Here is a 13,475-nt window from a genome sequence, read left to right as displayed (position 1 = left end):
GCCTATACGGTTGCGACTGGTATCGCCCTCGATATGGTCGACTTCATTCGCGGGTTGACTGCAGTCAGCACACAAGGGGAACCGTTCTAGCTGCGCCTGTCGGATAGCACGCCATTGCGCGGAGCCCGTGTGCAGGTAGCGGCCCTGTTGCCGGCTCGGCTTGGGGTTGTGCACTGGCACGCCCTTGAAGCGTGCTCTGGGGTCATGCACTGGTGGTCGCATTGGCATTGTCGATGCCCTCCACGGTCGGCAGGTTTTCCAGTCGCCGCGCCTCGCTTGGCAACAGCCAGCCCGATGCAATGCCGGACTGGTAGAAGCTCGCCCGGTTGGTGCTGTCGCCTCGCAGCAAGCCTTCGGCGCTGAACTCGATGAAGTAGCGTTGCCGGGCTATCGGGCCAAGCAATGCACGTTCCAGGGCTTGTTCGATGCGTGACAGCCAGGGCCGCAGCGTGACGGTCACGAAGTGGCGCATCATCTCGACGCTGTTGCTGAAGTTGGCGTGTCGCAGATCACCCAACAGGACCGGCGGGATATTGAAGATGCGGGCCACTTCCTCGACGCTGAACTGGCGAGACTGAAGCCACTGCGCATCCTCGTTGCTCATGGCCAGTTGCGCATACTCCAATCCGTTTTCCAGAATCGCAGTGCGCCCGGCATTGGCCGCGCCACTGAACTGCGATTGCCAGGACTCAGCCAGCCGCTTGATGCTTTCATCCGTCATCTGGTGTGGGGTCTGCAGGACGCCACTCAGACGCGCCCCATTGGCAAAGGTACGGTTGCCATGCTCTTGCGCAGCCAGGACACCGCCCAACATTTCGCGGGCCACGGTGATGCGGGACTTCCCGACCAGGCCATCGTCGGAACGGTCACGAAGATGAAGAACTTCTTCACTCAGCAGCGAGCGCACACGCCCGGCGCTGTCGGTCACGTCATAGCGGTGACGATCATTCGGCAGCTTCACTATCGTGACGTTGCGCGGTGGTAGCGGCTTCAGTGCAGTGACGTTGCCGGCACCATCCCAGATGATTTCCGAATAGGCGTTGCCGGACAGGACGCAATTTGCTGTTGCCTGTTCGCGCCACTCGAATGAAGTCTGGGCCGCGTTCGGCCTTGCAGCGAGCACGTCCGACAGTGGGTAGTCGGTCGCCTTCTCGCGGTCGCCGTTCGGCAGTCGACGGTAGACGTGTAGCGGCAGGCTGGCCACGGTGCCGGCTATCAGTGACACCGCCGCGAATACCGTGCTGATACCTTCCGCGCTGCGCGTGTCGACATAGGCACCGCTGGTCGTGACTGCGCCGGGGTTCAGTAGCGCGGACCATGAAGGATCAGGTGCGGCGCGCTGTTCTGTTTTCGTCCAGGGCCATTTCATCGGCAGGTTTCCAGCCAGGCACGGCGCGTATCGTTGAAGGTCGGCGACTTGCTGTAGTCGACGGGTCGACTGCGCAACGCGACTTCCGTATTCGCATAGGCCGGTTGTGGCGTAATGGTGATTTCGTGCAACTCGACGCTGCGCAGCTCACGTGTCACGCGCCCGCCGTTCGAGCTCCAGGCATCGCCGTCGGCATAGCATCGGAATGCGAAGCTGCAGCCGTTCACGTCGCCACGTCCGACCATGACAGCCAGGTCGCGGCCCAGGCTCGTATCGGGCAAGTCCAGTTCAAAGGCAAGCCCGCGTGCATCCTCTTTCAGCTTCAGCGTGCCGGCCCCGGTGCGGCCCAGGACGCTGCGCCGTTCATGGTCATACAGCGCCAGGATTGCAGCCCCGCGTTCGGCGAGCGCCCGCGTAAACGCGCCAGGCCGCACCGTTTCCGTGAACTCGCCAAAGTCAGCCGGCGAGTCGAAAACGGCGGCATAGCCGGCAAGCCTGCCCGGTGACGGCGAGGTCAGCCCCGCCGTCGTTCGGATCTCAAGATCAGATGCCGGGAACATCGTCTGCCCAGACAAAGGATTCGATGTGGCGAATGCCGATATCGCAGGTGGCCATCGCGCGCACCAGGACGTTGCCCTTGCTGTAAGCGGTTTCGGCGAACGGGTTCACCAGGATATCCAGTTCCGACCAGATGCCCAGAAGGACTTGCGACCAGTCGCCGAATATCACGTCGTTGCCGTTGCTGTCGGAACCCATCTGATTGGTGCTGTAGACGGGGAAGTCGGCCATGCGTCCACCTTCCAGGATGAAGCCCGCGCCGGCATCTCCCGAAACCTTCAGCGTACTGGCCAACTTCGCCTTTGCGCCGGATCGCATGATCCAGTTGTGGGACGGGCTCAATGCGTTGCCCGATTCGACCTGATCCACGATGGCCAGGGCTTCGTCCCAGGTCGGGGTGCCCAAGGTTCCGTTCGCCGTTCCCAACGTGGCGATGATGCCGTCGGGCTCATTGGCACCGCCGCCGCCGATCAAGGCACTGTCGATCGCCTTCGCGATGCCGAATGCCAGATCATCGCGCAACAGGGCTTCGATGCTCGGGTCGGATTGCTGAATCAGTTGCCGGGACATTTCCGACAGCGCCCCGACGTGCTTCGGGTCAAGTCCGACGGAACCGAACGTCATGTCGCTTGGGGACAGTGCGCTGTTTTCAGCGACCCATCCGGCCACCGTGCTGTTGCCGGCCTTCGGAATGCTCACGTCGCCGCGCAAACCGGACAGGACGCGAACGCCCAAACGTCGGGCCAGCAAGGCATTGCGCAGCGGTTCGATGTACTGGTCGCCGCGATGATCGGTGCCGACAAGCTGGCCTGCAGTGCCGGTCGTGTTGACGCGCTGCTCAAGTGCGCGCATCGGCAGGTAGAAGCCCTTCGCCGGTCGACCGTTGCGCCGGGTCAGTTCGCGGTTGTATTCCAATTCCGCACCGTCCAGGCTCCGATTTTCCATGCCGGCCTGCAGGATGCGCATCAGCGAGACGCGTTGTTCGAGTTGGTCGAAACTCTGATCGCCTGAACCGATGACCGGCTCGCCCTGCGCGCGGCGCTCGGCATCAGCCAGGAATTGCGCGCGGGCCTCTTGCTCGTCCAGGTCGGTGATTTCCGCCTTCAGTGCATCGAAGCGGGCCGACTCGTCGGCTGTCAGGTTGCGCTTGCCGGACTCGGCAGCGGAAACGATAGCGCGCGCCTCGACAGTCTTTGCCGTGCGCGCCTCGCGAATCGCGGTGAGATTCATAATTTGGTTTCCATCTAGTTGGGATTGGCGCGTCTCACGACGTGCGGTTTGCGACTATCGATATAGCATATTCGATAGGCTATGTCTATCAATTATTGGACTGGCAATAGTCGCAGCCTTCGTTCGCGCAACGCGGGCAAACCTCGTTCTGGGTGCTCCCCGTAGGACACGTAACATCCGTAACATCCGTAACATCCGTAACATCCGGCCCGGTTGTTTCGCTTGTTACGCTTGTTACGCTTCTCTCGGGAGACGAAGGCAGGTAGCGAACCCAGGCATCATGAAGATCAGCGCGACGGTATCCGCGTCGTGTCGTGTCTCCAATTCGGATGACGCCCGGCTTGATGCCGTACTGCCTCAACTTGTTACCCAGGCCTCTGGAGTCCATCGGCTTGCCGCGAAGGTCGCCCCAGGGCGATTCCTCCAGGGCCACTAATCCCTCCAGGATTAGCTCGGTTGTCATCGCCTCGCGTGTCCCGAATACCTTACGAAGATCACCCAACAGTTGTATGCCCATGCTGGGCCGGCTCTGCTTGGAATCCGCAACAAGCGAAACAGCCGCAACACGCGCCCGCTCTGGCCAGTCGCCGCCCGCTGCATCAGCCACCTGAATCAGTGCTTCCCAAACATCCGCGTCCCGGTCCTGAATGCCGTCTGGCATCTCTGGAAACTGGTCGACCAGATCATCGGCGATGCTCTCCATCCAGGATTGCAGGCGTTCGGCGATCCGCTCGGCATCCGGGCCGTTGATCCGTCGACGGTAGGGTTCGACGGTTTCGTTCGGCGCGCGCCTGCGCATCCTCACTATGACGGAACGGGTCAGGATCGTGTCGGGCAAGTCACCCAGGCCGGCCAATGCCACGGCGCAATAGGCGCTCAGTTCTTCGGTGAATACTTCCTTCCCGCGCACGACGCAGCGACCAGCGACGGAATGCTTGCGATGCCCGGCATTCAACAGTCCGCGAAGTTCTTCGTTCTCTCTCGCCTTCGGGCCGAATACGGTGTCGATTTCGTCATACAGGACGGTCGGCCTGCCCTCCTCCGATCCGACCTTGCGGAATAGATAGGCCGGCGAGACGTTGACCGCTTCCACCGCACGCGGGACCAGAAGTTCGGTTACTTCCAGCGCCCGCGATTTGCCGCTTCCGGGCTCAGGCGACAGGAACGCGATGCGCGGGGTTGAATCCCATGCATCCATCGCATGGGTGTGGGCAATCCAAAGGACATGCGCAACATGCGCGTGCTCGCTTGGATAGGCCACGAAGCGCCCGATGTAGCGGTACGCGTCCTGCAGAATTGCGGCCCCGTCGATACGGGGTGCCGTTGCGCGTTGTTCAAGGCTCACAACTTTCATGCGCGCACCTCCGGCTTCCAGCGCGGCGGGTCGCGTAGCACGTCCCTTGCCGACTGAATGCGGTCACACGCTTGCACCAAGCGAACGAAGTCATCCCAGGTCAGCGGCCTGTCATGCAGCAATTCACCTGCAGCGATCAACGCGACGTTCGATTCGAGCGCCAACATATCGAGCGCAGCGCCCCATTGGGATTGACGGGCCGCCCGTTGCGCAGTGCGCCGTTCTTCCGGGGTCTGCGGCTTGAGTCGGACAGGGTAAAGATCAGCCAGGCAAAGCCCGACAGCCTGCAGGACCGCCACCGCGTCTCCGCATCCAAAACAATGCACCAGGCAGCGCCCTTCGTCGGTTTGGCTCAATGACAACTTGCGAGACTGGCCACCGCACGCGGGACACCTTGCGCGCCATCCGTCGCCGGACTTTTGCACGCCCTCCAGTCGTTGCAACAGGTTGTCAGTAGGACTAAAATTGCTATGCGTTCCCGTACATCCTGAAGCCTTTGCGAAACCCCGCCCGCCAGCGGGGTTTCGTGTTTGTGGGGTCATCATTCGTCGGCACCTCCGGCGATCCCGGTCTCGACGCGATACGGTCGCAAAAGCGATTCCGCCCTGCCCCGCAACATGTGTTCCCGGTCGGGTTGCAGTTCATCAAATTCAACCTGAGTCAGGATCGCGATTGCCCCGACAATCGGTGCCGGCAATGCGCCGTCGCTATCTGTCAGGTCGACCAGGGCCACGCCCATGAATGCTTCCGCCTGCCCTTCTGCCGTGTTGATGGCAAGTTGCAAAACGTCTTCCAGCGGATCGCCGTTGCTGTCTGCAGCATCGCGACGAAGGTATTCGCGCATGAAGGTAGTGGTGACGGCGCTCATGCTGCCTTCTCCCTCAGACGATCAGGAAGGGTTCGCAGCGATTCCAGGACCACAAACCGGCGTGTGCCTACAGCGAAGGTTTCGATGATGCCAGCGGCAGCAAGCTCGAACGCTTTTGTGCGTCCTATGCCGTGTGCGTTGCAGGCCGTGACCAGCGGCGCGAAGGTGGGTTTCAGGTCAACCGGCGACGTGCCGGCGTTCGTATCAGGTCGCATGAGTGACTCCGTACTCCGGCGCACCAACGCCGGTTCGGGAATCAACTTAAGCCCATATTTTCATCGAAACGGGTCAGATTCTTGCCAAGTTCAGGGTAAATCTGACTCACTTTGCGCGAAACGTTGGCGCGCGGCTTGGTATGCGTCGGCCGCTCAAAGTTCGCCTCACCCAGCTATCCGTCGCTTTGCCGTCAAAAAGCGTTTTCGTTGGGCAAGTAATCGCCGCAATGTGTACTTTGGCGAAGTGGCAATCAAGATGATCGGATAGGAGGAGCACAAACAACTTTCGTTGTGCCAAAGCCTCACCGGGACTTCTTAGCTCTTGCGGCCTTCGCCTCCCCGATGCGGCCTGAAATGCGGACTGCCAAGAGTCCTCGGGTTTCATGGGGACAGGGCCGCGCGACAAGTGCCTTCTCAACTTCGTTTCGAGTTCCTCAAGCTCGGCATCCCACTTGTCACGTTCAGACTGAGACATTCGCCCCCAGTCAGTGTCGACCTCAAAAGAGTCTTCATAGGCCATCAGCACGTAGTCGAAATACGCCTCAAGGTCGCAATCGACCAGATCATCATTCGCCGAACGTCTTGCTTTCCGTAGCGCCTTTCCTTCCTCCTTCGTCGAAAGTAGTTCGGCCTCAGTCGATTTTCGGATTTTCGTCCAAGCGGTTTCCATGCCCGCGTCGGAGACAATCTTCTTCGCGGCAAGATAGATTGGGTCGTCTGGATTGCCCTTGAACTTGGCTAATTTCTCATGGATCACCGTAGGAATTGCGAGGATTCTTTTCATGCCCGGCGCCCGATAGGTGTCACGTTGTCCGTGCGCGGCGCTGCATCGATGAAGCTCGCCCAATCCATCATCAGGTGCTTGCGGCGCTCCAGGGCGTCACTGCGGCGATAGGCAGCTTCAGCGGCATCCTTGAGTCGATGCGCCATTGCATGTTCGATGACTTCACGCGGGTGCGTTGTCCGGTCGCCGGCCCAATCGCGGAACGTGGAGCGGAATCCGTGCTGGGTCAGGCCGGGCCGCATTTCCTTTAAGACCTTCATGCCGGCGGCAGTAGTAATTGGCCTTCCCTTCGTGCCAGGAAACACGTTTCCATCGATTCGGGGTATGGCCTCCAGCAATGCCACTGCTGCAGGCACCAATGGAACCCGATGTTCCTTGCCAGCCTTCATTCGGTCGCCAGGAATGATCCACAGCGCGTTAGCCAGGTCGAACTCGGCCCACTGCGCGCCGGTCGCCTCGCCCGGTCTGGTAGCGGTCAGGATTTGCAGTTCCAGGCAGCGCGCGGCCAATCCTTGCCGTTTCCGCAACTCGACCATGAAGGTGTGCAGATCATCGACGCCAAGTGCGGGCATGTGCTCCACCTTGCGAACCTTCGACGGCTCAGGAAGTAGCGCCTCCAGATGGCCACGCCAGCGCGCCGGGTTCTCTCCTGTTCGATATTTGCGCACCGTTGCCCAATCCAAAACGGATTCGATGCGACCACGAACGCGGGTCGCCGTCTCGGTCTTTGTCTTCCAGATAGGCTCCAGGCACTTCAGGACCAGGCCCACGTCGATAGAATCGACAGGCAGCGGATTGATCGGCGCGCCGTAGGTTCGCAGGGTGCGCGTCCACTGGTCGATGTGCTTCGGGTTCTTCCAGCTTGCCTTGTGCGCCTCGATGTACTGCTCTGAGCACTGCGCAAAGGTCATTTGCTTGGCGCGTTGGACGCGGGCCGTCTGCCTATTGTTGTGAGCGGCTTCCAGCGGGTCGATGCCATCGGCCAGAAGTGCCCGCGCGTCGGCTGCCTTTTCTCGGGCTCGCTTTAATGTGACGTCCAGTTCGCTGCCCATGCCCATGTCGCGCTGGGTTCCGGTCACTGGTGAGACAAAACGGAAGACCCAGGTGCGCGCACCGTTGGCCTTCACGAACAGATGCAGGTTGCCACCATCGGAATATCGACCCGGCTTTTTGATCGCCTTTAACCCGGTCGTGGTGAGCCGAAATCGTGATCGCAAAATCTCTCCGTCAAACTTGGGTTACCAAGAGTATTCCCAAATGGTAGCGATGCTGCGGACGATTTGCAACGAACAACGACGAACGCGAATGAACGTAGAACGCTTTTTTGCTCAATGGGTTATCGGACTAATCTGAACAATGGCGAACTGCCGCGAATTGAACCTGAACAGACGTCCGCTCCGCCACTTTTCACAGGAAAGCCCGCGCAAGCGGGTTTTTTTGTGCCTGCCGTTCGCTTTCCTTCTCCCCTCGGGAGAAGGTGCCCGCAGGGCGGATGAGGGTACGAAAAAACCTCAAGCGCAAACCTCGAGATCACTTCCAATTGCGCATCACGAAGAGGGGAATCGCGCAGTGCGTAGCTGCATCTGTCGAACAAGCGCCGCTTCAGGCGGGACGCTCCCCGAAACGCGACCCGACCGGACCCGTCAAGCCAGTGCCTGAATCGACCCGGTAGCCACGCTCGGCGCCTGCTCCAGTGTGCCGATCGAATGCCCCTGTTCGGCCAGATACTCGAGCCAGCGATTGAGAAACGAACTCTTGCGTACGCGCCGCTCGAAAACGGTTCGCGCCGGAGGCAGGGGACCGAGCGCCCGTTCAAGCCGCTGGTCCGAGTGATAGTGCAGCACTTCGGCGACTCGTGCGTCGCGATACATGCGGATGCGCGCCGAAGGCACGAGGCCACCGGATTCAGGATCGCGGATGCAGTAGGTCATCTCGATGTCGATCGTGTACGCATGGTGCTCGATCACCTGCAGGCGCACGTCGAGATGATCGTCCACCGACGAGAAGTAGTAGCCGGTGGCCAGGCGCTGCGGTGCGAACAGCCGATCGAGCCGATGGTAATTTTCGCCGTGCATGCCCATCAGCCAGGCGAAGCGGCTGGGCAATACGGATTTGCGATTGGCGACCAGTGTGGACATGCCTCGATCATAGCATCGGGAATTTCCCCGACCAGTCTGTTCTGGCTCGCCCAACGAGCGTAGTATTCGGGACTCGCCGCCTCAGAACATGTGCTTCTCGATCCCGAGTTGCGAGAGGATCTTGCTGGCGATTTCCTCGATCGATGTATTCGTCGTGCTCTGCATCGGAATGCCGTCGCGCCGATAGAGTTTCTCGGCCAGCTCCAGCTCACGCCGGCACTGCGCAAGTGTGGCGTACTTGCTGCCGGGTCGACGCGCTTCGCGTACCTGGGCCAGACGCTGGGCATCAATGCTCAGTGCGTAGAGGCGCGATTTGTGCGGAACCAGGCGCACCGGCAGTTCGAGTCGATCGAGGTCGTCCTCGGTCAAGGGATAGTTGGCTGCCTTGATGCCGTAGTGCAACGCCATGTAGAGGCATGTCGGCGTCTTGCCGACCCTCGACACACCGATCAGGATGACCTCGGCATCATCGTAGTTCACGTCGATACCGTCGTCGTGGGACAGCGCGTAGTTGGTTGCATTGATGCGCGCCTCGTACTCGGCGAAGTTGGTCAGGCCATGCGCCTTGCCGACCCGTGACGAACGCTGCATGCCAAGTTCATCCTGCAGGGGGCCGATGAAAGGCGCAAAGACATCCAGCATCAGCCCGCCCCCCTTGGCCACGATGTCGCTGAGCTGTTGATCCATGATCGTGTTGACCACGATCGGTCGCGCCCCGGACTGCGACAGCGAGGCCCGGATTCGCTCCGCTGCACGCTCGGCCTTTTCTTCGGTATCGACGAAAGGAACGCGAAACGTATCGAAATCGACGCCCTCGAACTGGGTCAGCACGCTGTGGCCGATGGTTTCCGCGGTGATGCCTGTGCCATCGGAGATATAGAAAACAGTGCGACGCATGCGAATTCCAGTGGGTTTCGGACGCCCAGTCTATTCAATCGGGCGACTCAGGCGAACCACCGGAGTCAGTCCAGCCGCGAAGCGCCCATCAGCCTGCACGGCCGTGACGACACCCATGCAATCGATTTCCAGGGGAAATGGCGGCGCCGCCTGATTTCAGCCTCTCCGGGACCAACTCCGGAGTGTTGCCCGCGCGGCATAGCCGGTAGAATGACGCACTGCGATATTTTTCCCGGAGATTCCCTTGAGCGAACTGGTTCTTTGGCTGGATGAATTGCGCCTGACCGATCTAGGCAAGGTGGGCGGCAAGAACTCCTCGCTCGGCGAGATGATCGGCAACCTGAGCAAACTTGGCGTTTCCGTGCCCGGCGGTTATGCCACCACAGCCGATGCCTTTCAGAAGTTCATTGCCCAGAGCGGCCTTGCCCAGCGTATTCAGGACCGCCTTGCGACGCTGGACGTCGATGACGTCTCCGCGCTGACCACAGCGGGTGCCGAGATTCGCCAATGGGTCATCGATACCCCCCTGATCCCCGAATTCGACACCGCCGTCCGCGCGGCCTACTCGAAGCTCTGCGAGAGGGCCGGATCCAGCGACATCGCTGTCGCAGTGCGTTCGTCGGCCACTGCCGAAGACCTTCCGGACGCTTCATTTGCCGGCCAGCAGGAAACCTTCCTCAACGTCAGCGGCGCGGATGATGTCATCCACACGATGAAGGAAGTGTTCGCCTCGCTGTACAACGATCGCGCCATCGCCTATCGCGTCCATCACGGATTCAGGCATGAGGATGTTTCGCTGTCGGCTGGCGTGCAGCTGATGGTGCGTTCGGATATCGGCGCCTCCGGCGTACTGTTCACCCTCGATACCGAATCGGGTTTCCGCGACGCGGTTTTCGTGACCGGCAGCTACGGTCTGGGTGAAATGGTCGTCCAGGGTGCGGTCAATCCGGATGAGTTCTACATCTACAAGCCCACCCTAAGAGCCGGCAAGCCGGCCATCCTGCGACGCCAGATCGGATCCAAGCAGCAACGCATGGTCTATTCGGAGAAGCCCGGTGAGCGCGTGCGCATCGAGGAGACGCCGATGGCCGACCGCGCCCGGTTCTGCCTCAGCGACGAGGATGTGCATGAACTGTCGCGCCAGGCATTGGTCATCGAGGAGCACTACGGTCGCCCGATGGATATCGAATGGGCCAAGGATGGAAACACCGGCAAGCTCTACATCGTGCAGGCACGTCCTGAAACCGTGAAATCTCGCGGCACTGTCACCCAGATCGAACGCTTCCATCTCGACGAGCGCGGCAAGATTCTCGCCGAGGGCCGGTCGGTAGGCCAGAAAATCGGCAGCGGGGTGGCCCGCGTCGTGCGCTCGATCAAGGACATGGATCGGGTCAAACAAGGCGACGTGCTGGTCGCCGACATGACCGACCCCGATTGGGAGCCGGTCATGAAGCGAGCCGCAGCGATCGTGACCAATCGCGGCGGTCGTACCTGTCATGCCGCGATCATCGCTCGCGAACTCGGTGTGCCCGCGATCGTCGGTACCGGCGATGGCCTGGACAAGATACCTGATGGCGCGGAAGTCACGATTTCTTGCGCCGAAGGCGACACCGGATTCATCTACGAGGGCCAGCTCAAGTTCGAACGCATCACCGCAGATCTCGGCAAGATGCCACCGGCACCTCTGAAGATCATGATGAACGTGGCCAACCCGGAGCGTGCATTTGATTTCGCGATGCTGCCGAATGCCGGGGTCGGACTGGCGCGTCTCGAAATGATCATCGCCAGCCATATCGGGGTGCATCCCAAGGCCCTGCTCGAGTACGACAGCCAGGATGCCGAAACCAGGCGCAAGATCGACGAACGCATGGCCGGCTATTCCAGTCCGGTCGATTTCTACGTTGACCGGCTCGCAGAAGGCATTGCCACGATCACGGCCGCATTCGCGCCTGAACCGGTTATCGTGCGCCTGTCCGATTTCAAGTCGAACGAATACGCCAACCTGATCGGCGGATCGAACTACGAGCCGCACGAGGAAAATCCGATGATCGGCTTCCGTGGTGCCAGCCGCTATGTCGATCCGAGTTTCTCGGCCGCGTTTGCGCTGGAATGCCGGGCGATGAAGAAAGTCCGCGAGGAAATGGGCCTGGCAAACGCCTGGGTCATGATTCCGTTTGTGCGCACCGTGGACGAAGGACGCAAGGTCATCGAAGTGCTTGCAAAGAACGGCCTCAGACAGGGTGAGAACGGTCTCAAGATCATCATGATGTGCGAGGTTCCGTCCAATGCCCTGCTCGCCGACGAATTCCTGGATGTCTTCGACGGCTTCTCGATTGGCTCAAACGACCTCACCCAGCTGACGCTGGGCCTCGATCGGGACTCCAGCATCGTCGCCCACCTGTTCGACGAGCGCGACCCGGCCGTCAAGAAGCTCCTCTCGATGGCGATCCAGACCGCCAAGCGCAAGGGAAAATACGTGGGTATTTGCGGCCAGGGCCCCAGCGACCACCCCGACCTCGCAGAATGGCTGATGGAAGAAGGCATCGATTCCGTCTCGCTGAATCCCGATACGGTTGTTGATACCTGGCTCAAGCTGGCCAAGAAGAAGGCCGGCTGAAGACACCTCGGCCGTTACTTGATTGCACACACAGCAGCGGCACATCCCGCTGCTGCATGCATGTTTTCCTACCGCAAGTACTTCAATCGCGCCAAGCCGCCCGGTCAGCGGGCCCCATGGCGCTATTGCTGGCTGGAGCCTTTCGCAGACATTTCTGAATCGGGTTGCCTTGCGCTGAGATCAGGAATGGGCTGGATTTCGCCCACCGTCGCGGTACCCGTCCTTACCCGATCCTTGGGATCGTAGGGATTGTCGCTTTCCAGTATCTGTCGATACTCGCGCGAACCGTCGTTCTGCTTTCCACCGGTTAATTCCCACGCATTGAACATGGTCAGACCCGGCGACGAACTTGCCAGGGCGCTACCCCCCGCACCCACCTTGACATTACCCATGGGACGCAGTCTCGATCCCGTTCCACTCTGCATGGAATCACGCCAGCGGCGCTTGGCCTTGCGCAATGCCTTCTTGTCGGCGTACTTGGGCTTCAGTTCTTCGAGAATAGCGTTTGCCATCGCCACCTGCTCGGAACTCAGCTCGACATTGATTGCATCTCGTGCGCGAACGAACTTCTTTTCGCCGCGTTCTGCAGCAAGTGCTGCCCACGCCATCGCCCTAGGCATGTCGACAGGGACTCCATCCCCTTTTGCATACATGACCGAAAGGTTGTATTGGGCAGGCTTGAAGGCCCATGAAGCGGACACTTCATACATCTCGATGGCGAAAGCGGTCTGACCCTTTTCCAGCGCTTCTGCACCTTTCTCAAAATAGGCTACTCCGGGTCGCCCACTCTTTTCCGGCCCGGTGAAACCCATACGGTCACCGGTGCTGCGCCCGGAATCGTAGTGTGCGGCATCGCTGTAAGTAGGCGATCGCCGTATTTCCGTATCGGCCTGGGCAAATGCGGCGACAGAACACATGCTGAAGACAAAAGTCAGGATTCTTGAGTAGCGCCTCATGTCCTTCATCCATTTTTCTCTATAAGAATAATCATACGCCTCCGAAAACTCTCTGCAAGTCGTCAATAGATAGCCATCAATGTCTTGAAAGAAATCTTTCCCAGTTGCACTGGTTTTGGCGTGCTGCTGCGTTCGAGACAGGCGAATTGCGCAAGGATCATTTGTTCCCGGGATCGCCTTCTGACGAACTCTCGCCACTTCCCGTTCCCGCTTCGTTTGCAACCGTATCGATCGGCCCGACCGTGGCGGTGCCACTGACAACCCGGTGCTTTGGATAATAGGGATTGTCCGTTTCCTGGAGCTGCCGATAGGCTATGGATCCATCCACCTGTCTACCACCCGTCGCCTCCCAGGCTGATGTGCTCAGTGCGGCCGTCTCGCCTGAGCTGGCATCCGTCATCTGCGATCCGTCCAGCGAATTTCCCGGCATGCCGACCTTGATATGGCCGACTGAGCCAAGATGCGATCCGGTTGCCGAAAGCTTTACCT

At 60.2% G+C, this 13,475-nt stretch carries 13 protein-coding genes; 1 reads left to right on the top strand and 12 read right to left on the bottom strand.

What is annotated here, in order from left to right; translation table 11 throughout:
* Positions 1–202: 202 nt before the first annotated feature.
* From R3F00_RS11190 to R3F00_RS11140, 11 genes are all read right to left on the bottom strand, one after another.
* Positions 203–1,369: a phage portal protein gene (locus tag R3F00_RS11190; protein WP_371281877.1), complete on the bottom strand. Its 1,167-nt coding sequence runs from the start codon at positions 1,367–1,369 to the stop codon at positions 203–205.
* A complete protein-coding gene (locus R3F00_RS11185) occupies positions 1,366–1,929 on the bottom strand; it encodes an HK97 family phage prohead protease (RefSeq protein ID WP_371281876.1) in 564 nt (187 codons plus the stop codon). The genes R3F00_RS11190 and R3F00_RS11185 overlap by 4 nt, the downstream gene beginning before the upstream one ends.
* On the bottom strand, positions 1,913–3,157 hold the full coding sequence (locus tag R3F00_RS11180; protein ID WP_371281875.1) for a phage major capsid protein: 1,245 nt from the start codon (positions 3,155–3,157) through the stop codon (positions 1,913–1,915). The genes R3F00_RS11185 and R3F00_RS11180 overlap by 17 nt, the downstream gene beginning before the upstream one ends.
* Before the next feature lie 88 nt (positions 3,158–3,245).
* Positions 3,246–4,511: a DUF3631 domain-containing protein gene (locus tag R3F00_RS11175; protein ID WP_371281874.1), complete on the bottom strand. Its 1,266-nt coding sequence runs from the start codon at positions 4,509–4,511 to the stop codon at positions 3,246–3,248.
* Complete coding sequence (locus R3F00_RS11170) at positions 4,508–4,867, bottom strand: hypothetical protein (protein ID WP_371281873.1); 360 nt, start codon at positions 4,865–4,867, stop codon at positions 4,508–4,510. Before R3F00_RS11170 ends, R3F00_RS11175 begins: the two co-directional genes overlap by 4 nt.
* Before the next feature lie 185 nt (positions 4,868–5,052).
* The gene (locus tag R3F00_RS11165; RefSeq protein ID WP_371281872.1) at positions 5,053–5,379 is read right to left on the bottom strand and encodes a hypothetical protein; all 327 of its coding nucleotides are present in this window, start codon (positions 5,377–5,379) and stop codon (positions 5,053–5,055) included.
* Positions 5,376–5,594 (bottom strand): hypothetical protein, encoded by a 219-nt coding sequence (locus tag R3F00_RS11160; protein WP_371281871.1) that lies wholly within the window; start codon positions 5,592–5,594, stop codon positions 5,376–5,378. The genes R3F00_RS11165 and R3F00_RS11160 overlap by 4 nt, the downstream gene beginning before the upstream one ends.
* 106 nt (positions 5,595–5,700) lie before the next feature.
* Positions 5,701–6,378: a hypothetical protein gene (locus R3F00_RS11155; protein WP_371281870.1), complete on the bottom strand. Its 678-nt coding sequence runs from the start codon at positions 6,376–6,378 to the stop codon at positions 5,701–5,703.
* Complete coding sequence (locus R3F00_RS11150; RefSeq protein WP_371281869.1) at positions 6,375–7,595, bottom strand: tyrosine-type recombinase/integrase; 1,221 nt, start codon at positions 7,593–7,595, stop codon at positions 6,375–6,377. The genes R3F00_RS11155 and R3F00_RS11150 overlap by 4 nt, the downstream gene beginning before the upstream one ends.
* A 426-nt stretch (positions 7,596–8,021) precedes the next feature.
* Positions 8,022–8,516: a DUF1249 domain-containing protein gene (locus R3F00_RS11145; RefSeq protein WP_371281868.1), complete on the bottom strand. Its 495-nt coding sequence runs from the start codon at positions 8,514–8,516 to the stop codon at positions 8,022–8,024.
* Positions 8,517–8,597: 81 nt separating this feature from the next.
* Complete coding sequence (locus tag R3F00_RS11140; RefSeq protein ID WP_371281867.1) at positions 8,598–9,413, bottom strand: pyruvate, water dikinase regulatory protein; 816 nt, start codon at positions 9,411–9,413, stop codon at positions 8,598–8,600.
* 244 nt (positions 9,414–9,657) lie between these two features.
* Between R3F00_RS11140 and ppsA the strand changes: the two genes are divergently transcribed.
* Complete coding sequence (ppsA, locus tag R3F00_RS11135; protein ID WP_371281866.1) at positions 9,658–12,030, top strand: phosphoenolpyruvate synthase; 2,373 nt, start codon at positions 9,658–9,660, stop codon at positions 12,028–12,030.
* Positions 12,031–12,152: 122 nt separating this feature from the next.
* Here ppsA and R3F00_RS11130 read toward each other — a convergent pair whose 3' ends face one another.
* Entirely contained in the window at positions 12,153–13,184 is a 1,032-nt protein-coding gene (locus R3F00_RS11130; RefSeq protein WP_371281865.1) for a sel1 repeat family protein, read from the bottom strand.
* Positions 13,185–13,475 lie beyond the last annotated feature (291 nt).

The sequence above is a fragment of the Dokdonella sp. genome (genome assembly GCF_041395345.1).
Classification (GTDB): Bacteria; Pseudomonadota; Gammaproteobacteria; order Xanthomonadales; family Rhodanobacteraceae; genus Dokdonella.
This window is presented reverse-complemented; position numbering and strand designations above follow the sequence as displayed.

Excerpts from the sequence above, each read along its gene's own strand:
- R3F00_RS11190 (WP_371281877.1), bottom strand. The coding sequence starts at position 1,369 with ATGAAATGGCCCTGGACGAAAACAGAACAGCGCGCCGCACCTGATCCT.
- R3F00_RS11185 (WP_371281876.1), bottom strand. The coding sequence starts at position 1,929 with ATGTTCCCGGCATCTGATCTTGAGATCCGAACGACGGCGGGGCTGACC.
- R3F00_RS11180 (WP_371281875.1), bottom strand. The coding sequence starts at position 3,157 with ATGAATCTCACCGCGATTCGCGAGGCGCGCACGGCAAAGACTGTCGAG.
- R3F00_RS11175 (WP_371281874.1), bottom strand. The coding sequence starts at position 4,511 with ATGAAAGTTGTGAGCCTTGAACAACGCGCAACGGCACCCCGTATCGAC.
- R3F00_RS11165 (WP_371281872.1), bottom strand. The coding sequence starts at position 5,379 with ATGAGCGCCGTCACCACTACCTTCATGCGCGAATACCTTCGTCGCGAT.
- R3F00_RS11160 (WP_371281871.1), bottom strand. The coding sequence starts at position 5,594 with ATGCGACCTGATACGAACGCCGGCACGTCGCCGGTTGACCTGAAACCC.
- R3F00_RS11155 (WP_371281870.1), bottom strand. The coding sequence starts at position 6,378 with ATGAAAAGAATCCTCGCAATTCCTACGGTGATCCATGAGAAATTAGCC.
- R3F00_RS11145 (WP_371281868.1), bottom strand. The coding sequence starts at position 8,516 with ATGTCCACACTGGTCGCCAATCGCAAATCCGTATTGCCCAGCCGCTTC.
- R3F00_RS11140 (WP_371281867.1), bottom strand. The coding sequence starts at position 9,413 with ATGCGTCGCACTGTTTTCTATATCTCCGATGGCACAGGCATCACCGCG.